The following is a 22,574-nucleotide window of genomic DNA, read 5'->3' as shown; positions in this document are numbered from 1 at the left end:
ACTTTTGTTAGATGAAACAAATACTCCTTTTTCTTGTTGTTCCTTTTTTTTGGGCTTGCTCCAAAGAAGTGAAGCAATTGCCGTATTTGGGTAACCCTACAGAAGAAGTTGCCGCAACAGGAGAACGAAAGGAGAAGCCGTATCAAATTCCCCCATTTTCATTGATTAATCAGGATAGTCTGGTTGTTTCAAATCAAACACTTGCAGGGAAGGTGTATGTAGCGGATTTTATCTTCTTGCAATGCCCGACCATTTGCCCGAAGATGAATTTCGAAATGAAAAGGGTGTACGATGCTTATCAAACGCAGGAAAATGTCCTATTTGTTTCCCATACCATTGATCCAAAAAACGACACCATTCCCCTGTTAAAAGCTTTTAGTGAATCCATTGGTGTTCAAGCTCCAAAATGGCAGTTTTTACATGGAGAAGAAGGAGTGATCCATCAATTGGCACAAGGCTATTTCATGCAAGCTTACCAAGAAAACAATGTCCCTGGAGGGTATGCGCATAGTGGAGGTTTTTTGTTAATTGATAGCAAACAGCATATTCGCGGGGTTTACGATGGAACAAATGCAACTGATGTTGATCGATTAATACTGGATATCAAACAATTGTTGAAGGAGGAACGATAAGATGAAAAAGCAACTGTTACTACTTTTATTGCTTTCATTTATATACCAAAACACCTCGAGTTTTTGGATCCTAACCTCATTCTATATTAATCAAGCGTACATTGCTGAAAATATCTGTATTAACCGCTTTGACGCTATTCCCATGTGTTATGGAAGTTGTTATCTTCAAAGCGAATTATCGGAAGATTCGGATAAGAAAATGGACCTTCCTCAATTAAAAATGAAGGAAATACAACCTTTATTCAGTCAATCCATGGCTTATGAAGCGTATGAGATTCGCCCTATTCTTTTAGAAAATAAACCCTACCCAAGTGATGTAAATACCTTGGAGGTCACTGCCTTTATTTATTCTGTTTTTCAACCGCCCGAATGGGTTTAATCCCTTGAGAGAACCACATCGTTGTAGCAATGCTCTAGTAGCTTAAGCCTTAGTTATTGGACCTTTTGTTCTACTTCGATGTAAAGAGTGAAGTTGAACCAGAAAAAAACAACCATATGCAAGCGACAAGAGTACCCGTTTGCACATTGGGTTTATTCAATGCGAAACAAGATATTTGGATGGATTCTCTTGAGAATTTACTCCAAAAATATCCTGTATTAGCTGCGCCACATACCCCCGCTTTTTATTTGATCCTCTGTATCGATAAAGGGGAGGGAGCGCTTGTTGTAGACCAAGATAGAATCCGATTTAGATCAGGACAAGTCTTGATTATCAAACCCAATTGTATTAACACCATTACCTTAGAAGAAGGAAGCACAGGAACCGTAATTGGTTTTACGACCGACTTCTTTTCGTTGCGATACAACACCAATGTATTGCATCAGTTTTCTTACTTTAACGAAGGAAATCAAACGGCTTTTTACGTCCCTCAAGAGGCGGTAAAAGGCATGCAATTCCTCTTGTGGCAAATGTTGGAAGAGTTTAGAATGCAGAAAAAAGCCACTCAGAAAGTATTGCGTTCTTATTTGAATATACTTCTAATAGAATTAGATCGAATACACGTGCCTCAGCATACCATCAAAATACACAATGCCTTGCACGAAAAAATACAGAAGTACCAAATGCTCATTGAACAGCATTTTAAAACCCATAAGATGCCGTCAGAATACGCGGATATGTTGCATATCAGTACGAATTACCTCAATAAGATTTGCCGTACTATTTTAGGGCAAACCTCGGGTAATTTGATTAAGCAACACATTATTCTAGAGGCGAAGCGATTGTTGAGTTATACCACGCATTCTATTAGTGAAATAGCCAATGAATTAGGCTTTGAGCATGCGTCTTATTTTGTGACTATTTTCAAAAAGGCAACCAATCAAACGCCAGAGCAGTATAGAAAAAGTCAATGGATTGCGTAATCTATAAATGAAGGGCAATGCACTAGATTGCCTTTCATTTACATCGCATAAAAAAACAGTAGACTATTTCCTAATTCTAGTGAAAAACACTTTCGTTTTGTTAAAAGTATCAAGGATTCATTTCTAAATGACTACCTTTAATTTTTATAAAGTAAAAAGATATTATGTTCAAGCGTTTGCTATTGCTTTTTTGTTTGTTCGGTGGTTTACTGTCTCTACAAGCACAGAATCGAGTAGAGCAGGTGATGGAAATCTTCAGAGAAGATTACAATACCAGCAATTACGATCAATTCTATCATCGTTTTTCAGAGTCCCTTCAAAGTAGAGTGCCCTTCAATACGGTAGAAGCTTTCTTTGATGAGATGAAGCAAAACTTAGGGTCGATTGTCAATATCGAATACTATGGGTTGAATGACGACCAAACCCCTTTGTTTAAAACACAATTTGAAAAAGATACAGCTATTGTCAATTTCGCTTTTGATGAAGAGGCAAATATTATAGGGTTTCGCATTTTAGATTATGTAAATCAAGACGACTTACGACAAGGTTTACAAGAAAAATCACTGGAAGATATCATTTTAGATAATGCCAATCTGTTACCTGAACAAGGAGAAATTGCCTTGGCTATTATTAAAGGAGATCAAGTGTATTATTATGGCTTGAAGAAGAAATCCAAGTTAATTCGCGATATCGATAACAAAAGGGGATTATTCGCCTTAGGAACATTTACCTCCATCTTCACCAACACGATTTTGGCCCAAGCAGATGTAGAAGGCAAAGTAAAACTGTGGGAAGACATCAATGCATACTATCCACAGCCGTTTAAAGATACGCTGTCCTTTTCTTTTTCCTCTTTGGCTAATGGAAGTGCGATGCTGCCTTTCTTTCCAAAAATCACTTTAGTAGGCGAGGATTTAGTATCCAATAAAAAGAAGAAAAAAGGACAAGAAATCAGTATAGGAAATCCGTCTATTGCCCATTATCTAGCCCAAGATATCGAATTAGATACCCTAAAGGTAAGAGGTCGTTTCTCTATCTTTGGCAGCAGTGTCTTAGGAGATGCTTTGGCTCGTGTATACAACAAACCCTATGCGGATTTGTTTAAAACGCATATCGTAGACCACTATAAATTGCCGTCTACGCAGTTGATTAAATCCAGAAAAACCAAGCCAGTAGAATCGATAGGCAAGGTTGATTTAGGACTAGACAACAAAGCAAGCTATATGGACATCTTCTTGCCTTCCACGCAAGGGTATTCTACAATAGAGGATTTATCTACCTATATTCAGGCGTATTTTGATCCCAAACACAAAGAATTAGCCCTTATGCAGAAGCCAACGTATATGATTACTCCCGATGATTGGATTAGCTTGGGATGGCGATTAAACTTCTTCGGAGATAACGAATCCCTCTATTTTCATCGCGGTATAGACGTGGCTTACTCCAATTTTGTCAGCTTTAGCCCGGAGCGAAAAGAAGGGGTTATCGTATTAGCCAATAGCTCCATGGATGACATGATTCAATTGGTTGAGAATTTGAGTTTTCAGTTGTGGTCTAAACTCGTTTTAGAAGATAAAGAATAGAGACATAAAAGGGCTGATTTAACGATCAGCCCTTTTTTTATGCTTGAATGTAGCCTTTCATCGTATCAAATGATAGTGCGTAATCGCTTTGGCTAAAGCCTCCGTGCCATCGAGGTTAAATTTTATATAGTCGAATCTAATTCGGAAGGATTAAGCAATATACAAATGTGAATTATTGTATATTTGTTGATAACGATAGGTATACCTTGGAGATATTCATTAGATTTTAGTGAACTCATATTTACTAAATTGGAAGATTTTAGAAAGAATTAAGGAGCGCTGTTGTGCGGCTTCAATGGGTATTTACAAGTTAAGATAAATATAGGATCTCTACAGTATATTTTTCGTTCATACTCCATAAGAAATATTAATTAGTAGTTATAGATGACAATACTTCAATTGCTTAAACAGTAACCTGCTTTAAAAACGAATCATTTAGTCGTTCGTGAATTAGACCAAGAAGAAAAAGATTATTGGGTTGGCTTTGTCGATGATGATGCATATAGTTTTGACGTGCATATTAGGTTAAAAGGCAAGCAAGTAGTAACGATGACTTGTGATTGTGGTGAGTTAGAGGAGGGGCTTTGTATCCATAAATTTTGTATGCTGGAAGAAATGCATCAACAGTTAAATGGTGCGAGTAAAGGCACCCAAACGCCTACGCTTAAAAAACAAAGAAGTTCAACAAAAAAACTAACCCCTAGTGCTGCACTTCTCCATGAAACTGGGCAAGAGCAAGTTTATGCTTGGTTTTTAGAATTGTTTAAAAAAAACAAAGAAGTAGAGCAAGAATTTTTACTTACTTTTCAGGAAAAAGAACAGAAAATCTATACTGTTCAAAATCTTGAAACTATTTTTGATGATGTGCATAAAGCGGTGTTCGGAAAACGAAAATCAGCTGATGCAAAAGACATAAAAAAGTATGTGGATTTACTGGCCTTAGCGTTGAAGCCCGTTCAAGATTTTATGTTGGTATCTATTGGTCAGTCTAGTGTATTTGACTTGTATCACTACAGTATGAAAAGAATGTATTTCCTAGGAAATCGAGTGAACTATACCTCAAAGCGAATTGAAACTTTTATAGTTAAACTTGTCGACTTTTACAGTTTAGCTCTTGTAAATATTAAAGATCATACTACACAAGAAAATATAGTAAAACAGTTGTTTATTAAGCTTTATGATCAAAGTGATTTCCACCTAGAGACGATAACCCTGGAATTATTAGCTAAAATATATACCCAAAACAGCAATCCTAGTATTAAACAAGTATTTTCTATTGAAATAACTAAATTACTTGAATACAATAAGAATAAAAAACGAAAGGTCGAAGTAGAGCAATTATACTTTTTTCTAGCTATCTCAATAGAGACTGATACCTTTAAAGATCACTATAGGTTATTTGAGCCTATCAGGTATGAAAATAAATATAATCTACTGTTATTAGAGCATTTAGTTGATTATGATAGGGATCTAACTGCAAAGTATTGTAAAGAAATTATCGCTTCAAATTATAATCCGTATTATAATGTACCTTATATTAATTTACTTGATGAGCTATATAGAGTGAATGAAAATTACCAAGGGTTAGCTCAACTTAAGGCAGATCATTTTCTATTAGATCCTACTATAGAAGACTATTTGTTTATTGTAGAACATTTAGACGATGAAATGTTAGTATCCAGGTTTAGAATAAAGGTTTTATCATCTTTGCGCAATAGTTTCTCCTGTTATGCAGAAAGTACTGATTATGCAGATTTATATTTCAAAATACTTTATTATGAACAGAATTATAAAAAAATGCTAGAGGTTTTAGATCGTAATGTTCCTCAAAGTATTATCTATTTATATGCTGAGGAAATACATAAATTTAACGCCAAAAATTTCTTAAATGCTGTATTGAATTTGGGGCAATATGCTGGTTACAATTATATTGCAGAACCTAAGTTAGCAGCGTTTATTGTGAATCATTATACCAAAGAAGAAATTCATCAGGTTTTTAAAAAATACAAAAGCCAGAAACAAAGTCTAAACGAACTCATCTTAAACAGTTTAAAAGCGGATTGATGCGATTATTTATGTGGATACTAATCTCGGATCGCGCGAATTTGACTTCGTTCCATTCGGCTGATGCCTCGAGTGCAATCTTCGCTATCAAGTATTGTTTATAGGATATAAAAGGCACGGATTACAACCTTAAATCCGCGCCCCCGTATTCTTCCTAATTTTATATGATTAGGCATCACTGATGAATTAAATGTTTAACTTTGTGATAGTATCAAATGATAGTATCAATGAAGCTGCCTTATGAAATAACAGCAACAATCTTAAAGTATATTTCTTCCATTTCAGAAAAAATTGGAGCAGTTAATGCAAAGTATATCATCAAAACAAACCCAACGTTAAGAAAAGAAAATCAAATTAAAACGATTCATTCTTCTCTTCGCATTGAAGGGAATCAGACTTGTAAAAGAAAGTAAATCACAAGGGCAATAAAAAACAAAGCGGATGTCTTTTTGAGATATCCGCTTTGTTTTTTCTATTTATTATCCTTTAGAAGAAGTAGGTTTGTTAGCCTTTCTCGGTCTTCTACGACCATATGATTTATTTACAATCTTCCCTCTTCTTGTTTTTAAATCTCCTTTTCCCATAATAAAAAATTAAAGTTTAACATTCGATTCTCCAAGATACGAATTTTAATCCAAAGGATAAGCTTTAAGAGTCTAAAAGTTTAAGAATCAGTTGTTTTGTTTCTTCTGGTGCTTGTTGAATGCAAAATTGAAGAAGGAGTGAAGAAGGAGTGAAGAAGGAAATAACTTCCTTGGAAAAGGAGGTGAAAATTTAGTGGCAAAATGTTGTGCAAATTAGTTTGTAGAGTTCCTATTTAAGCTTTATTTTAGTGCCCTTTAAAACCAATTATGAAACATATAGATTATAACCGAAAAGACCTATCGGATCAAACGTTAGTTGAGCTGTATAAAAGGCTATTGAAACCAAGAATGATTGAAGAAAAGATGCTTATTTTAATCCGTCAAGGAAAAGTGTCGAAATGGTTTTCTGGAATTGGGCAAGAAGCAATATCGGTCGGTATTGTAGCTGCTTTAGAGAACGATGAGTATGTGTTGCCTATGCACCGTAATTTAAGTGTTTTTACCTCTAGAGATATTCCGTTGTACCGTTTGTTTTCACAATGGCAAGGAAAAGGAGAAGGTTTTACAAAAGGAAGAGATCGCTCGTTCCACTTCGGTACCCAAGAGTTTAATATCGTAGGGATGATTTCGCATTTAGGTCCACAATTAGGTGTGGCAGACGGAATCGCCTTAGCTCATAAATTGCGTGAAGAAAAGAAAATTACCGCTGTATTTACAGGAGAAGGCGCAACTTCAGAAGGAGATTTTCACGAAGCCTTAAACGTAGCTTCTGTTTGGGATTTACCCGTGTTGTTTGTTATCGAGAATAACGGATATGGTTTATCAACGCCAACAAACGAACAATACCGTTGTGAGCACTTAGCTGATCGCGGCATTGGGTATGGAATGGAAAGCCACATCATCGATGGAAATGACATTTTGGAAGTCTATACAAAGATTGACGCATTGGCAAAATCAATGCGCGAAAACCCACGTCCCGTATTGGTGGAGTTCTTGACTTTTAGAAGAAGAGGACACGAAGAGGCGAGTGGTACGAAATACGTTCCACAGGAGTTGATGGACATGTGGGAGAAGAAAGATCCAGTTGAAAATTACCGCGCTTACTTAAAAGAAATCGGTGTTTTAACCGATGCTTTAGATGAGGAAATTAGAGCGGCATTCAAAAAAGAAATCGATACCGATTGGAAACGCACCCAAGAAGAGGAGCCAATCCAAGCGAATCTGGAAACGGAAATGAATGATATGTACGCACCATTTACCTATGAACACGTAGAAGCAAGTGGGGAGATGAAAAACATTCGTTTAATCGATGCAATCTCAGAAGGATTAAAACAGTCGTTCGAGAAACACCCCGAGTTAATCATCATGGGACAAGATATTGCAGAATATGGAGGAGCATTTAAAGTAACCGACGGATTCGTAGAGCAATTTGGCAAAGGACGCATTCGCAACACGCCAATTTGTGAGAGTTCAATCGTTTCTGCTGCCATGGGATATTCAATCAACGGAGGAAAGGCAATTATGGAAATGCAATTTGCCGATTTCGTGTCAACTGGATTCAACCCAATTGTAAACTATTTGGCAAAAGTACACTACCGTTGGAATGAAAAAGCCGATGTAGTGGTGCGTATGCCATGTGGAGGAGGAACACAAGCTGGGCCTTTCCACTCGCAAACCAATGAAGCTTGGTTTACAAAAACACCAGGATTGAAAGTAGTTTATCCTGCATTCCCAATAGATGCAAAAGGATTGATGAATACTGCAATTAACGATCCTAACCCGGTTATTTTCTTCGAACACAAGCAATTGTACAGAAGTATTTACCAAGATGTACCGAGCAACTATTATACCATTCCATTTGGTCAAGCGGCTTTAGTAAAAGAAGGAGCAGATGTAACGATTGTCTCTTTTGGAGCAGGAGTACACTGGGCGTTAGAAACATTGGAGAAACACCCGGAAATCAAAGCCGATTTAATTGACTTGCGTACCTTACAACCGTTAGATACAGAAACTGTATATAAATCAGTAAAGAAAACAAATAAAGTTATAATTTTGCAAGAAGACACTCTATTTGGAGGTATTGCAAGTGACCTATCAGCAATGATTATGGAAAACTGTTTTGAACACTTAGACGCGCCAGTAAAACGCGTAGGAAGTATCGAAACAGCCATCCCATTTGTGAAAGCTTTAGAAGATCAATATTTGCCAAAAGGTAGATTTGAAACCGCGCTATTGGATTTATTAGCGTACTAAACAGAAAGAACTACACAACATACATATATGAGTAACACAATCACACAGACTAATTTTAAATTTCCAAACCAAAAAAGTGTGTACCACGGAAAAGTAAGAGAAGTTTACACCATTGCAGACCAAGTTTTGGTTATGGTAGCAACGGATCGTTTATCTGCTTTTGACGTGATTATGCCTAAGGGGATTCCTTACAAAGGACAAATATTGAATCAAATTGCAACGCGATTTATGCAGCTGACTGAAGACATCGTGCCGAATTGGCTGATTGCTAGTCCTGATCCCAATGTTGCAGTTGGGCATATTTGTGAACCTTTTAAGGTGGAAATGGTAATTCGAGGCTATTTAGCAGGACATGCGGCTAGAGAATACAAAGAAGGAAAAAGAGTATTGTGTGGTGTTGCCTTGCCTGAAGGGTTAAAGGAAAACGACCAATTGCCACAACCGATTATCACCCCTTCAACGAAGGAGGAATTAGGGTTGCACGATGAGGACATTTCCAGAGAAGATATTCTCGCTCGTGGTATTGTTTCAGAAGAAGATTACCTTGTTTTGGAGCAGTATACAAGAGCCTTATATCAAAGAGGAAGTGAAATTGCGGCTCAAAGAGGATTGATTCTCGTAGATACAAAATACGAATTTGGCAAAACCAAAGAAGGAAAGATTGTATTGATTGACGAAATTCACACCCCAGATTCTTCGCGTTATTTCTATGCAGAAGGATACGCAGAGCGTCAAGCGAAGGAAGAACCTCAAAAGCAATTGTCAAAAGAATTCGTTCGTCAATGGTTAATTAGTCACGATTTCCAAGGAAAAGAAGGACAACAAGTACCAGAAATGTCCGACGAATACATTCAAACTATTTCAGAGCGCTATATTGAGTTGTATGAACATATTTTAGGAGAGCCTTTTGTAAAAGCAGATGTTTCGAATATCGATCAGCGAATTGAAACCAATGTAGCGGCTTTTTTGTCTAAAATTTAAAAATTAGAACATGACATTATTAGATAATTTACAGTGGCGCTATGCTACAAAACGCTATAATAGCGCAGTTAAGTTAGAAGATGACAACGTAATGCAAATTGTAGAAGCTGCTCGCTTGGCGCCTACATCATCTGGATTACAGCCTTTCGAAATGATTTTGGTTAAAAACCAAGAAGTAAAAGAGCAGTTGTTTCCTATTGCGATGAACCAAATGCAAATCAAAGAATGTTCGCATCTTTTGATTTTTGCCGCTTGGGATAGCTATACAGCAGCGCGTATTGACGCTGTTTTTGACAATATGGAAGCCATCAGAGCCTTGCCAAAAGGGGAGATGGACGATTTCAAAAATAGCATTAAAGCTAATTTTAAAGGACAAACGCAAGAACAACAGTTTCAACATGCTGCCAGACAAGCGTATATCGCTTTTGGAATGGCAATTGCAGCAGCAGCAGAATTGAAAATTGACGCCTCTCCAATGGAAGGTTTTCACAATGATCAATTGGATGCCTTCTTAGGATTGGATAAAAAGGGATTGAAGAGTGTTACAATCTTAGCTTTAGGAGAAAGAGATGCAGAAAATGATTGGTTGATGCCGATGAAGAAAGTGAGATTTCCTTTAGCGTCGATGTTAACCGTTATCGAATAAATTTTAAAAAAGCCTTTGTTGATGAAAACAAAGGCTTTTTTCTTTTTAGCAAGTTGAGGATTTAGTAATCAAAAGCTTTTTTTTAAGATATGATTTTTAAATTCTTATTTATTTTAATGTTTTAGCTTGTTAAGTTCAAAGAATTAGTGTGGGAATTCACAATTTTACTTGGGTTTAAATTAGCTTTTTTGCTTGGATTATTTTATATTCGTATCCTGTAAAATATTAGATTACGCGATGAGTCAAAATAAAAAAAACACAGCACTTTCTTTTGAAGATTTTAAGAAAGAGGTTATTCAAGATTATACAATTGCAAAGATCAGTAGAGAATGTAGTTTACTAGGTCGTCGTGAAGTTTTAACAGGTAAAGCTAAGTTTGGGATATTTGGAGATGGAAAAGAAGTACCACAATTAGCAATGGCTAAAGCTTTTCAGAATGGAGATTTCAGATCCGGATACTACCGCGATCAAACCTTTATGATGGCAATTGGTCAGTTAAATATCCAACAGTTTTTTGCTGGTTTATTCGGTGATGCCAATATTGAAAATGATCCAATGTCAGGTGGGCGCCAAATGGGAGGACACTTTGCAACACATAGTTTAGATGAAAATGGGAACTGGAAGAAACTAACAGAGCAAAAGAACTCGAGTGGAGATATTTCTCCAACTGCTGGGCAAATGCCTCGTTTACTTGGACTTGCACAAGCTTCAAAATACTATAGAGCGATTCCAGACGCAGATAAAGATCAACAATTTTCAGTTAGTGGAAATGAAGTAGCTTGGGGAACGATTGGAAATGCATCTACTTCTGAAGGGTTGTTTTTTGAGACGATCAATGCAGCTGGAGTATTACAAGTGCCGATGGTAATGAGTGTTTGGGATGATCAATATGGAATCTCAGTGCACGCCAAATACCAAACAACAAAAGAAAATATATCTGAAATTTTAAAAGGTTTCCAACGCGATGAGCATGGAAACGGATATGAGATTTTACGCGTAAAAGGATGGGATTATCCAGCCTTAGTAGAAACGTATGCTAAAGCAGCTCAAGTCGCTAGAGAAGAGCACGTTCCAGTGTTGATTCACGTACAAGAATTAACGCAGCCTCAAGGACACTCAACTTCAGGATCTCATGAGCGTTACAAAAGCAAAGAGCGCTTAGCTTGGGAAGCAGAACAAGACTGTATCCTGCAAATGAGAAATTGGATGATTGAATCCAATATCGCTACTGCAGAAGAGTTAGACGTACTAGATAAAGACTTGAAAAAACAAGTATTAGACGGTAAGAAAGAGGCTTGGAAAAACTACTTGGATCCAATTATTGCAGAACGCAATGAGTTAGTTGCTGTTTTACAACAAGTTGCTGCTCAAAGTCCCAACAAAGTATTTATTGAAAAACACATTGCTGATTTACAAGGTACAAAAGAGCCTATTCGCCGTGATGTAATGATTACAGCACGCAAGGTATTGCGTTTGATTATTCAAGAAGGAAGCAAAAGTTTATTGATTCAATTTATTGAGAAATACTATGCGACTGTTCAACCAAAATACAGCTCTCATTTATTCTCAGTTTCGGATCAAAAAGCAGAAAATATTCAAGCAGTAGCGCCAACCTATGATGCTGATGCAGAAGAGGTGGATGCCCGTGTAATTTTACGCGATAACTTTGATTATATCTTGGCTAATCACAAAAATGTAACTGTTTTTGGAGAGGATTCAGGTAATATCGGAGACGTAAACCAAGGATTAGAAGGATTACAAGAAAAACATGGGGAAGAACGCGTAACCGATACGGGAATTCGCGAAGCGACAATTTTAGGACAGGGAATTGGTATGGCAATGCGTGGACTACGTCCAATTGCAGAAATTCAATACTTAGACTATTTGTTGTATGCTATTCAAATCATGAGTGATGATTTAGCTACGCTACAATATAGAACTGTAGGTCGTCAAAAAGCGCCTTTAATTGTGCGTACACGTGGGCATCGTTTAGAGGGAATTTGGCACTCTGGATCTCCAATGGGAATGATTATCAATGCAATCCGCGGAATGCATGTATTGGTTCCAAGAGATATGACAAAAGCAGCAGGTTTCTATAATACACTATTAGAAAGCGACGAGCCAGCCTTGTTAATTGAGTGTTTGAATGGATATCGCTTGAAAGAGAAAATGCCAAACAATATCGGACAATTCAAAACGCCTATTGGAGTTGTGGAAACAATTAAAACAGGTAGTGATTTGACGATTGTATCCTATGGATCAACCTTGCGCATTGTTGAACAAGCAGCAAAAGAATTATTGGAAATTGGAATTGATGTTGAAATCATTGATGCACAATCCCTATTGCCATTTGACATCAACCAAGATGTAGTGAAAAGTTTAGCTAAAACGAATCGCCTATTGGTTGTGGATGAGGATGTACCTGGTGGAGCATCGGCTTATTTGTTGCAGCAAATTTTAGAAGTGCAGAAAGGATACCGTTATTTAGATAGCGAACCTCAAACCTTAACTTCGAAAGCACATAGACCAGCGTATGGAACCGATGGAGATTATTTTAGCAAGCCATCTGTTGAAGATGTATTCGAAAAAGTATATGAATTAATGCATGAAGTAAACCCAACAAAGTTTCCTAAACTGTATTAAAAATAAAGTAAAAACCTCTCAATTTGAGAGGTTTTTGTTTATTTGATAAATTTAATTTATAAATTGTGTGTTTCTAAACGAATTATTTGTTTTATATATTACTAAATTCTTGTAGTTTTAGGGGAAATAGGAATATTAAATAATCTATAAGTGAAGAAATTCTCTTTAATTTATTATGAAAGCATACAAAATATGAGTAATTTTGCAATTGTTTTTTTAAACATAGTTATATTATGGTAAATGATTTATTTGACAGAATACAAAAGAATAAAGGACCATTAGGAAAATGGGCATCTCAAGCTGAAGGATATTATGTTTTCCCTAAACTTGAAGGACCTTTATCAAATCGTATGATGTTTCATGGAAAAGAAGTAATCAATTGGAGTATCAACGATTACTTAGGGTTGGCAAATCATCCAGAAGTACGAAAAGTAGATGCGGAAGCTGCTGCTGAATATGGTGCGGCTTATCCAATGGGCGCTCGTATGATGTCTGGGCACACTACTGTACACGAACAACTTCAAGATGAGTTGGCTGCTTTTGTTCAAAAAGAAGCTGCTTATTTACTAAACTTCGGTTACCAAGGAATGGTGTCTATTATTGATGCTTTGGTAACGAAGAATGACGTTATCGTTTATGATGTTGATTCACATGCTTGTATTATTGATGGTGTGCGTTTACATATGGGAAAACGCTTTACTTATAAACACAACGATATCGAGAGTTTTGAGAAGAACTTAGAGCGTGCTACGAAAATGGCTGAAACAACAGGTGGAGGTATTTTAGTAATCACAGAAGGTGTGTTTGGTATGCGTGGGCAACAAGGAAAGTTGAAAGAAATCGTTGCTTTAAAAGAAAAATATAACTTTAGATTGCTAGTTGATGACGCGCATGGTTTTGGTACCTTAGGTGCTACAGGAGCAGGAGCAGGAGAAGAGCAAGGATGTCAAGATGGTATTGATGTTTACTTCTCTACGTTTGCTAAATCAATGGCTAGTATCGGAGCATTCGTTGCAGCTGATAAAGACATTATCGATTATTTAAAATACAACCTTCGTTCGCAAATGTTTGCAAAATCATTACCTATGATTTTCACAAAAGGTGCATTGAAGCGTTTAGATTTATTGCGTACACAACCAGAACTTAAAGCTAAGTTATGGGAAAATGTGAATGCTTTACAGAATGGATTAAAAGATAGAGGATTCAATATTGGAGATACCAACACTTGTGTAACACCTGTTTACTTAGAAGGAAGTATTCCTGAAGCAATGGTGATGGTAAATGATTTACGTGAAAATTACAATATTTTCTTGTCAATCGTTGTTTATCCAGTAATTCCAAAGGGAATTATCTTGTTGAGAATGATCCCTACAGCAACGCATACAATGGAAGATATCCAAGAAACCCTATCAGCTTACGAAGCAATTCGCGAGAAGTTAGAAAACGGAACATACAAGCGCATAGCTGCTGAAACAACAGTAGATGTGTCAAATGCATAAAGAATAAAAAAACTCGAAACAATGTTTCGAGTTTTTTTTGCCTCTAGGTATAACCTCTTCTTTACAAGAGGATGGCCTTCAGGTCTAAAATATCCCGATTCCTCTTCACTTATTTCTTTTCTCTTAAAAAAAGTATTTTCTCTTCTACTTCTTTAATTTTAGCTATCCAATAATCAATCCCCTCTTGATTGGTAATCCCCCCTTTTTTTCTGTTGGGTTTTATTTTGTAATACTTATGCCAGTTGCGCTGATCATCTTTAATTCGCTCTGTTTTTGTTTCGGGTTCTATTCGAGCTCTCCAAAATAGAAGTTCCTTTTCATAGGACGTCTTAAGTGTTGTAAAATATAGAAGTAAAGCCTCGTAATCTCGCGGAATATAACCTGGTCCTACACAACCACAAGAATACCAAATGAATCCCACTTGATATAAATCTTTGATGTGTTTCCACGCTTTGTCGTCTCCTTTTTTTGGCGCTTCAAAATCCTTGCCCATATCGGCCATTAAATTTCCACATTGTGGGCATTTAGCAGCGGAATTAACGAGATCCCCTTTTCTAATGTCCTTCCACAAGCGTCGTTTAAAGGTTTTTTGACAATCAAAACAAGCATAATGAGGCTTGTACGTTGTCATGGAATATCTGCACATGTCTCCTTCTTTAATTTAATTATCAAACATACAGTATTAATTTACATGATTCCCTTTATTGTAGGTTAAAACTCATATAAAGGAATAAAAATGGTTTATTTTTTGCTTTTTTAGTAATTTATACTTTGACTTCAATTAAGTTTAATAAAAATTGCTTTTTAAAGTTGATGTAAAATTATTTATTCTTAAATTTGTTAACACATTTAAGTGAATTTTAATTAAAAATAAAATGTAGCTTTGCTATACGTTTTTGTTTAGCCGAAGCGTTATAGCTATAAAATAGAGCATGAAAAGGATAATTTGTATTTTAGGTCTAAGTTTTCTCTTTGTACAGTGTATGGGAGAGAAGAAAGAACGTGTAAAAAACACGCCAATTGAGCAAGAAGGAACAATTAAATTATATCAATCAACGGAAGTTCCCTTTCAGTTGAATGGAAACTATGTATTAAAGAACAAGGGACATGTGGTAGGTGTTCAACACGTTAAAATCACAAGTAAAGCCCACTTTGATCGATTGTTTGATCGCAACACTAAACAAGAGGAATCACAAGAGGTAGACTTCTCCAAATCCTTTGTTTTGGCTTTAGTTGGATTGCCTAGTACATTGGAAACATCCTTTAAAATTGTCAGTATAAAAGAGAAAGGCGATGTTATTGAATTGATTTATTGCTTAGAAGAGGAAGAAAAAGAACTCGCTCAAGCCGTTTATCCGTATGCAGTTTTAGTGGTTGACAAGAAATTTAATAAGGATATTCGATTCTTGATTGAATAAGCGCAAGAAACAAGAAGAGAAAAGATAAAAAAAGACTGAGTTAAAATGGAAGGTACTAAAAAAGCTGTTGATAGAGAAAATAGGGAGATACATAAAACCTCTGTTTTTTACTATTAAGGGATTCAGGTCTACTTACAATTAGCAAAGGAAAAAAGAAGAAATAAGCATAAACACAAAGGGTCTTTCGCTAGCGAAAGACCCTTTTATAGTAAGAATGCGATAGGTTAGTTTACTTTTTTGTCCAATTATAGGCCCAAAAGGCAAGTGGAATGGTACCAACCATAACTAAAGCTGTTGAAAATAAGGCGTCTTTGGAAAATAGTGATACTATAGCGCTAGCTATAAAGCACATTCCCAATTGAATGGTATTTTGTAGGGCTGCCGCTTTTCCAGAATTTTCGGGAAATAATTTCAATGCTTCAGCTACCACAATAGGGTAGCATGCACCATTGGCTAACGCCATAAAACAAAAAGGAATTAACAAACTCGTTAGGGTCGGTGTAGTGAATATAGCCAAAGCAGCTGTAATGACAATGGCTATAGCAAATAGCGAAACAAAGTAGGCGATTAGTTTTGTGCCATCTACTCTTGGAGCAAGGGTTCGATACCCAAAACCACCAATTAAGAAAGCAATCGTCTGTGGAACAAAGCTAAAGCCAATTTCACCTTCGCTATATCCCATTTCCTTTAGAAAGAAAGGAGATCCCGTTAACCACGCAAAGAAAGCAGCAGAACAACAGGCGTAAATCATGACGTTGCCTACATACGCTTTGGATTGTAAAAGCCTCCAATACGATAGGGAGGGTGGTGTTGTATCCTTTTTTGAAGGACTGTCTGCCGTTGCTTTTTTATGCTGAATGGTAAAAGTATAAAGCATTAGCGCGATAGCGATAAGGGCTAAAGTGATAAAGATAGAACGCCAACCAAAGTGCTCGAGTAAATAAACGCCTAATAAAGGGGCTAGGGCGGGTGATAAAGCTACTAAAGGCATGATGGTGGCAAAAACTCGATTCGTTTGTTCTTTGGGGTAACGCTCTATGACGAGCGCTTGCCAACTAACTGCAGCGGCACAAACTCCAATGGCTTGAATCAATCGCAAAATTAGAAAAGCAGTTACACTAGAAGTGAAAAAAATAGCTAGAGACGAAAGGATAAAAATACTCAATCCCATTAAGATTGTTTTGGGCTTTCCTACTTTATCAGAAATAGGCCCCCATAATAGTTGAGCAATAGCATAACCTGCTAAAAATAGACTTAAGGTTGCGCTAATGTTGCTTTTTGTAGTATCCAAATCTACTCGCATTTGCTCAAAAGCGGGTAGATACATATCGGTTGCAAGGAATCCAATAATACTTAATCCTGTTAAGTACACCAGGAATAAAAAGTTGTTTTTATTTTGTTTAGGCATATAGGTTGAAAAAAATTAATCCGCGAAGATACACTTTTATAGGAAATTGGTAATCACTGAACCGTTTAGTTTTCTCTGATCTAAGCTTACTTGTTCTTACAACATTCTTTTAAAAAGACAATTTTCTAAAAACCATACTTTCTTTTGTCTTGATACAAAAGAAACAAAAAATCAAGACGGATACCCCATATACCGGTCAAAAGAAGATTGTCTTTGATAGCAAATTATTACTTTAAAAGAAAAAACCATCCCTTACACAGGAATGGTTTGTCTATTAGTGATGATTTTCCGTCAACCTTTAGGTTTGCTTTTTTGCTAGTTGCTTTTTCGCCAGATTATCGATTAAAGGATATATCCTTAAATCAGAAAAATCAACCCACAACTATCAACTATCAACTATCAACTATCAACTATCAACTATCAACTATCAACTATCAACCGTCAACCGTCAACTATCAACCGTCAACTGTCAACCGTCAACTGTCAACCGTCAACTGTCAACCGTCAACTGTCAACCGTCAACTGTCAACCGTCAACTGTCAACCGTCAACCGTCAACCGTCAACTGTCAACGAATCACCTATTTAAAATACGAAAAGGTCTCGCCGTTTTCGATTTCCAATAGGGTGTGGTAAATCAATTGAATGGTGTTTTCAACATCGTGTCGGTGAATCATTTCCACTGTGGTGTGCATATAGCGCAAAGGCAATGAAATTAGCGCTGAAGCTACGCCGCCATTGCTATAAGCAAAAGCATCTGTATCCGTTCCTGTTACGCGTGACAAGGCATTGCGTTGAAAGGGAATTTCATTTTTCTCAGCGGTTTGTTCAATCAAGGCGCGTAGGTTGTTCTGTACGGCTGGGGCATAAGCAATTACAGGTCCTTTTCCAATGGTATTATCACCTTCGATATTTTTATCAACCATCGGGGTATTAGAGTCGTGGCAAACATCCGTTACAATCGCCACATTCGGTTTGATGGTTTGCGTAATCATTTCTGCTCCACGTAATCCTACTTCTTCCTGTACTGCATTAACAATATAAAGCCCAAAAGGTAATTCTTTCTTATTTTCTTTTAATAAGCGAGCAACTTCCGCGATCATAAATCCGCCAATGCGATTATCTAAGGCTCTACAAACCCAGCGTTTGTTGTTTAATACCGTAAATGTATCCGGGTAGGTAATGACGCAGCCAATATGAATGCCTAAATTTAAAACTTCCTGTTTGCTGTCGCATCCAACATCAATAAAATTGGTTTCAATTTTTGGTGATTCTTCTTTACCAGCTCTATTTCTAATGTGAATTGCTGGCCAACCAAATACTCCCTCAACAATTCCCTTAGGAGTATGAATATTTACGCGCTTAGAAGGTGCAATCATGTGATCACTACCTCCATTGCGAACAACATGGATAAACCCATCTTCTGTAATGTACTTCACATACCATGAAATTTCATCTGCATGTCCTTCAATAACTACTTTATAAGGGGCATCAGGATTAATAACGCCTACGGCATTGCCATAGGTATCCGTAATAAAAGTGTCTACATAGGGTTCTAAATAATTCATCCACAGTTTTTGACCTACATGTTCATGTCCTGTTGGAGAAGCATTATTCAAGTAGTCCGTTAAAAAATGTAGGGAGTCCTGATTTAATATTGTATTTTTATCCATGATTATTTTTTACACGAATGTACTGATTCGCTTGGAAATACTCAATCTAATTCTTTACATTTGGTTATATTTTTTACCTATGAAAAAGCTATATTTCTTTTTTATTGTCATCGTTAGTTTTACATCCGCCCAGGCTCAGGAAAAGGAGTTACAAGCTGTGCCTAGTTTAGTGCCGATGATTGAAATAGAAGACGATACTTTAAAGTATAGTATTCCAGAGATTTACATTGGATCCAATGCGAAAGAAGATCAATATCGACAGGATATGAATATCTTGCGCAATCGCATTCGCCGAGTTTATCCTTATGCTCGTGCTACCGCAGAAAATTTAATGATCCTCAATGAAAATTTAGAAAAATTAGAGACCAATAAACAAAAGCGACAATACATCAAACGCTCGCAAAAATATTTAGAGAGTCAGTTTAAGGAGAAATTAAAAAAATTATCTCGAAAAGACGGGAAAGTTTTGTTGAAATTAATACACCGAGAAACGGGAGAAACGACCTTTAAGCTCATAAAGGAATTTAGAAGCGGATGGACGGCTTTTTGGTCTAATACAACAGCAAGAACCTTTGATTTAGACTTAAAGTCTGAGTATCATCCCGATAGTAATTTACAAGATTTTTATTTGGAAACCCAATTGCAATTTTTATTCTACACCTATCAATTAGAGCGCAGCAGCGGCAAGCAAAAAATCGATTTTAATGCGTTGAGAAAAATGTGGGAAATCAAAATTTCAGAAGAAGAGTTTTTTCCATTGGAATTGAGGGAATAGTTTTGGCTTTCTAAAAATTAAGCTACCTTTGCAGTAATAGTGATTTTATGGAACAATTTATCGTATCAGCAAGAAAATATAGACCACAAACTTTTCAAGAAGTTGTAGGGCAACAAGCCATTACCAATACCTTAGTAAATGCTATAGAGAGCAATCACTTAGCGCAGGCCTTGTTGTTTACCGGACCTAGAGGAGTTGGGAAAACCACTTGTGCGCGTATTTTGGCTCGTAAAATCAACCAGGTGGGGTATGATGATCCTACGGAAGATTTTACGTTTAACGTTTTTGAATTAGACGCGGCGTCAAATAACTCGGTGGATGATATTCGAAATCTAATTGACCAGGTGCGTATACCCCCACAAACAGGAAAGTACAAAGTGTATATTATTGACGAGGTTCACATGTTGTCAACCGCAGCATTTAATGCCTTTTTAAAGACTTTAGAAGAACCACCTCGTCACGCTATTTTCATCTTAGCAACTACAGAAAAACACAAAATTATACCGACGATTTTATCGCGTTGCCAAATATTCGACTTTAAGAGAATTACCATCGCCGATGCGGCGGATCATTTGGCTTTAGTAGCCAATAGTCAGGGCATAACTTATGAAAATGATGCCTTGCGTATTATTGCACAAAAAGCAGATGGAGCTATGCGAGATGCTTTGTCTATTTTTGACCGTGTGGTGTCTTATTGTGGAAAAAACTTGACAAGACAAGCTGTTGCCGAAAACTTAAATGTACTTGATTTTGAGTACTATATTCGCGTAACCGACTTGATTCTAGCTAATAATATTCCCTCTTTGCTCACTTCTTTTGATTCGATATTGGCCAAAGGATTTGATGCACAGCACTTTATTGCAGGCTTAGCTTCTCATTTTAGAAATCTTATGGTTTGTAAAACGCCAGAAACAGCCGCTCTTTTAGAAGTAGGGGAGCACGGAAGACAATTGTTTGACGAGCAGGCACAGAAAGCAAGTGTTGCTCTTTTATTGGAAGCAATTGACTTGGCAAATGAAGCAGATTTAAAGTATAAAGCGAGTCAGAATCAACGATTATTAGTAGAACTGTGTTTAATGAAATTGGCGTCTTTATCTTATGAAGGCGAAAAAAAAAAGATAAATCTTTCATAATTCCAGTTGATGCAGTAAAGCGAATTGAATCGATGCCAGCAGTAGTGTTGTTGTCTACTTCAGATCTGCCCGTTACTGCGCCTACAGTTGTGCAACCAATAGAACAACAGACACAAGAGCCAGTTGTAGCGACTGAAGCTATTGTAGAAGTTGCGCCTGTTGTTCAGGTAAATCAGGTAAATGAACCCCAATCAGAAGAAATTCAAAGCTCAGCTCTTTCTCCTGCAGCACCCGTTACAACAGCGGCAATAGAAGATGACACAGCTCCAGCACGCTTTGATGTCGATCCTATTCCGGACGCAGTACCTGTAGAAAAAAAGGTGTCAGCCCTTTCTCTTTCTAGTATTCGCGCGCGAAAGGAAATGGAGTCTTCCATTGAAAAGAAAGTAGTTAATCCCGATGATTTACCTAAAGAACCGTTTACATCAGGACAATTTATGGAAGAGTGGGGTAAATATGCAGATAAATTAGCTCGATCGGGCTTTATGTTAATGTCTTCGCTTATGGGAATGGTTCCCCCAGTAATTAACGGTGCTTCTGTTTCTTTAGAAATGCCAAATGAAGGCTCAAAACTCAGTTTTGACGAGAATAAGTTTGACTTAGTTAACTACCTGCGAAAAAAACTAAGTAACTATGATTTAGAAATTGAAATCACAGTTAATGAAGAAGTTAAAATTCAAAAAAGAGTACTAGATAAAGAAGATAAATTAGTTCGTTTTATAGAGCTAAATCCTGCAATGCAGCATATGAAAGAAATCTTTGATCTAGAATTTAAATACTAGTAAAATCTAATCGTTTATGATTAAAATTGGAAATGACAATACGCTAAAAGTAGCTAGAAAGACGAGCATCGGTTTGTATTTAACTGATGGAGAAACGGACATTCTATTGCCAAATAAATACGTGCCTAAAAATATAGAAGTAGAAGATGAAATTGTAGTTTTTGTTTACTTGGATCAAGAGGAAAGACCCGTAGCTACTACATTAGAACCTTATATTTACATCGATGAATTCGCCTTGTTAAAAGTGAGTTTTACCAATCAATTTGGGGCATTTTTAGACATGGGGTTGGAAAAGGATTTATTTGTTCCTTTTGCAGAACAAGCCCGTCCAATGCAAGAGGGGAATTACTACTTGGTGTACATGCAATTGGACGAAAAGTCGAATCGCTTAGTTGGATCAAGTCGATTGAATCAGTTCTTGAATAATGACAATATTACAGTGAATATTGGAGATGAAGTGGAATTGGTGGTGTCTCATATTACTGATTTGGGAATTAATGTTATTATTAATGAACTACACAAGGGATTGATGTACAAGAATGAAGTCTTTGAAGATTTGCGTACAGGAGATCGCATTGTGGGGTATATCAAGAATATACGTCCTGATGGAAAAATAGATGTTTCTAGAACACGTGTAGGATTTGAGGCCATTACGGATGGTGCAGAACAAGTACTAGCAGCTTTGATTGAAAACAACGGCTTTTTAGGACTATCTGACAACAGTCATCCAGAAGATATTCGCACCGTACTGAACATGAGTAAAAAGATGTTTAAAAAAGCCATCGGAGGCTTGTATAGAGACAAGAAAATTACGATTACAGATAAAGGGATTTTCCTTTCGAAGTAACGAAGTAAACTATTTAATTAAAAGCACCTGATTATCAGGTGCTTTTTTTTGTTTGTGCTAAAGTGTTAGTTTAAGGTGGTTCAAAAATGGTATCGCTGAATTATTTAACATTAATATTTCCCTTGCGTTGTGTACAACAAAGTAAAAATCAGTATATTGAGAATGCGAAAAAAAAGTAAATCTACAGGCTTTGAATAAAGGTGATGTCTTATGCACCGGGTGTCGCGCTCAATTGCAGTAGAGGCAATGTGATTTATTTTTCGTAGGAATAGGTTTTTTAAAGGGTTTTATCC

The 22,574-nt window shown here is 36.7% G+C and carries 20 protein-coding genes and 1 pseudogene; 17 read left to right on the top strand and 4 right to left on the bottom strand.

What is annotated here, in order from left to right:
• Nucleotides 1–11 precede the first annotated feature (11 nt).
• The 6 genes and pseudogenes from FBR08_RS15135 to FBR08_RS15110 form a co-directional block, all read left to right on the top strand.
• A complete protein-coding gene (locus FBR08_RS15135) occupies nucleotides 12–632 on the top strand; it encodes an SCO family protein (RefSeq protein WP_158963596.1) in 621 nt (206 codons plus the stop codon).
• A 1-nt stretch (nucleotide 633) separates the two neighbouring features.
• Entirely contained in the window at nucleotides 634–1,011 is a 378-nt protein-coding gene (locus FBR08_RS15130) for a hypothetical protein (RefSeq protein WP_158963594.1), read from the top strand.
• Nucleotides 1,012–1,127: 116 nt separating this feature from the next.
• The gene (locus FBR08_RS15125; protein ID WP_158963592.1) at nucleotides 1,128–1,994 is read left to right on the top strand and encodes an AraC family transcriptional regulator; all 867 of its coding nucleotides are present in this window, start codon (nucleotides 1,128–1,130) and stop codon (nucleotides 1,992–1,994) included.
• A gap of 164 nt (nucleotides 1,995–2,158) precedes the next feature.
• The gene (locus FBR08_RS15120; protein ID WP_233266131.1) at nucleotides 2,159–3,577 is read left to right on the top strand and encodes a class A beta-lactamase-related serine hydrolase; all 1,419 of its coding nucleotides are present in this window, start codon (nucleotides 2,159–2,161) and stop codon (nucleotides 3,575–3,577) included.
• Nucleotides 3,578–4,090: 513 nt separating this feature from the next.
• Nucleotides 4,091–5,641 carry a hypothetical protein gene (locus tag FBR08_RS15115; protein WP_158963590.1) on the top strand — a complete coding sequence of 517 codons (1,551 nt, stop codon included), beginning with the start codon at nucleotides 4,091–4,093 and terminating at the stop codon, nucleotides 5,639–5,641.
• A gap of 227 nt (nucleotides 5,642–5,868) precedes the next feature.
• A pseudogene (locus FBR08_RS15110) lies at nucleotides 5,869–6,033 on the top strand (Fic family protein); the annotation flags it as partial.
• A gap of 87 nt (nucleotides 6,034–6,120) precedes the next feature.
• Here the strand turns inward: FBR08_RS15110 and FBR08_RS15105 are convergent.
• Nucleotides 6,121–6,225, bottom strand: coding sequence for a 30S ribosomal protein THX (locus FBR08_RS15105; protein ID WP_158963588.1), 105 nt, complete (start codon nucleotides 6,223–6,225; stop codon nucleotides 6,121–6,123).
• Between the two features lie 267 nt (nucleotides 6,226–6,492).
• On the opposite strand from FBR08_RS15105, the gene FBR08_RS15100 reads away from it, so the two are divergent.
• The 5 genes from FBR08_RS15100 (at nucleotide 6,493) to FBR08_RS15080 (ending at nucleotide 14,247) form a co-directional block, all read left to right on the top strand.
• The gene (locus FBR08_RS15100) at nucleotides 6,493–8,478 is read left to right on the top strand and encodes an alpha-ketoacid dehydrogenase subunit alpha/beta (RefSeq protein ID WP_158963586.1); all 1,986 of its coding nucleotides are present in this window, start codon (nucleotides 6,493–6,495) and stop codon (nucleotides 8,476–8,478) included.
• Between the two features lie 27 nt (nucleotides 8,479–8,505).
• Complete coding sequence (locus FBR08_RS15095; protein WP_158963584.1) at nucleotides 8,506–9,459, top strand: phosphoribosylaminoimidazolesuccinocarboxamide synthase; 954 nt, start codon at nucleotides 8,506–8,508, stop codon at nucleotides 9,457–9,459.
• Between the two features lie 10 nt (nucleotides 9,460–9,469).
• Nucleotides 9,470–10,105 carry a nitroreductase family protein gene (locus FBR08_RS15090; RefSeq protein ID WP_158963582.1) on the top strand — a complete coding sequence of 212 codons (636 nt, stop codon included), beginning with the start codon at nucleotides 9,470–9,472 and terminating at the stop codon, nucleotides 10,103–10,105.
• Between the two features lie 237 nt (nucleotides 10,106–10,342).
• On the top strand, nucleotides 10,343–12,748 hold the full coding sequence (locus FBR08_RS15085; RefSeq protein ID WP_158963580.1) for an alpha-ketoacid dehydrogenase subunit alpha/beta: 2,406 nt from the start codon (nucleotides 10,343–10,345) through the stop codon (nucleotides 12,746–12,748).
• A gap of 233 nt (nucleotides 12,749–12,981) precedes the next feature.
• Nucleotides 12,982–14,247 (top strand): aminotransferase class I/II-fold pyridoxal phosphate-dependent enzyme, encoded by a 1,266-nt coding sequence (locus FBR08_RS15080; RefSeq protein WP_158963578.1) that lies wholly within the window; start codon nucleotides 12,982–12,984, stop codon nucleotides 14,245–14,247.
• A 109-nt stretch (nucleotides 14,248–14,356) separates the two neighbouring features.
• Here the strand turns inward: FBR08_RS15080 and FBR08_RS15075 are convergent, their stop codons facing one another.
• Nucleotides 14,357–14,893 (bottom strand): hypothetical protein, encoded by a 537-nt coding sequence (locus FBR08_RS15075; protein ID WP_158963575.1) that lies wholly within the window; start codon nucleotides 14,891–14,893, stop codon nucleotides 14,357–14,359.
• A 286-nt stretch (nucleotides 14,894–15,179) separates the two neighbouring features.
• Between FBR08_RS15075 and FBR08_RS15070 the strand changes: the two genes are divergently transcribed.
• Nucleotides 15,180–15,665, top strand: a complete 486-nt coding sequence (locus FBR08_RS15070; RefSeq protein ID WP_158963573.1) for a hypothetical protein — start codon at nucleotides 15,180–15,182, stop codon at nucleotides 15,663–15,665.
• Between the two features lie 229 nt (nucleotides 15,666–15,894).
• Here the strand turns inward: FBR08_RS15070 and punC are convergent, their stop codons facing one another.
• Complete coding sequence (gene punC, locus FBR08_RS15065; RefSeq protein ID WP_158963571.1) at nucleotides 15,895–17,073, bottom strand: purine nucleoside transporter PunC; 1,179 nt, start codon at nucleotides 17,071–17,073, stop codon at nucleotides 15,895–15,897.
• A 213-nt stretch (nucleotides 17,074–17,286) separates the two neighbouring features.
• On the opposite strand from punC, the gene FBR08_RS15060 reads away from it, so the two are divergent.
• Nucleotides 17,287–17,697: a hypothetical protein gene (locus FBR08_RS15060; RefSeq protein WP_199268608.1), complete on the top strand. Its 411-nt coding sequence runs from the start codon at nucleotides 17,287–17,289 to the stop codon at nucleotides 17,695–17,697.
• Here FBR08_RS15060 and FBR08_RS15055 read toward each other — a convergent pair.
• Nucleotides 17,653–18,744, bottom strand: coding sequence for a M42 family metallopeptidase (locus FBR08_RS15055; protein ID WP_158963569.1), 1,092 nt, complete (start codon nucleotides 18,742–18,744; stop codon nucleotides 17,653–17,655). The two genes, FBR08_RS15060 and FBR08_RS15055, sit on opposite strands and share 45 nt — an antisense overlap.
• 79 nt (nucleotides 18,745–18,823) lie before the next feature.
• On the opposite strand from FBR08_RS15055, the gene FBR08_RS15050 reads away from it, so the two are divergent.
• From FBR08_RS15050 to FBR08_RS15035, 4 genes are read left to right on the top strand one after another with little or no spacing between them, the layout of a single operon-like run.
• A complete protein-coding gene (locus tag FBR08_RS15050) occupies nucleotides 18,824–19,519 on the top strand; it encodes a DUF4294 domain-containing protein (RefSeq protein ID WP_158963567.1) in 696 nt (231 codons plus the stop codon).
• A 47-nt stretch (nucleotides 19,520–19,566) separates the two neighbouring features.
• Nucleotides 19,567–20,652, top strand: coding sequence for a DNA polymerase III subunit gamma/tau (gene dnaX, locus FBR08_RS15045; RefSeq protein ID WP_158963566.1), 1,086 nt, complete (start codon nucleotides 19,567–19,569; stop codon nucleotides 20,650–20,652).
• A 32-nt stretch (nucleotides 20,653–20,684) separates the two neighbouring features.
• On the top strand, nucleotides 20,685–21,434 hold the full coding sequence (locus tag FBR08_RS15040) for a hypothetical protein (protein ID WP_233266130.1): 750 nt from the start codon (nucleotides 20,685–20,687) through the stop codon (nucleotides 21,432–21,434).
• Between the two features lie 16 nt (nucleotides 21,435–21,450).
• On the top strand, nucleotides 21,451–22,281 hold the full coding sequence (locus tag FBR08_RS15035; protein WP_158963564.1) for a CvfB family protein: 831 nt from the start codon (nucleotides 21,451–21,453) through the stop codon (nucleotides 22,279–22,281).
• Nucleotides 22,282–22,574 lie beyond the last annotated feature (293 nt).

Origin of the sequence: Myroides fluvii (assembly GCF_009792295.1) — a bacterium.
GTDB classification, from domain to species: Bacteria; Bacteroidota; Bacteroidia; order Flavobacteriales; family Flavobacteriaceae; genus Flavobacterium; species Flavobacterium fluvii_A.
The sequence above is the reverse complement of the archived record's forward strand: the minus strand, read 5'-3'. Positions and strand labels throughout refer to the sequence as shown.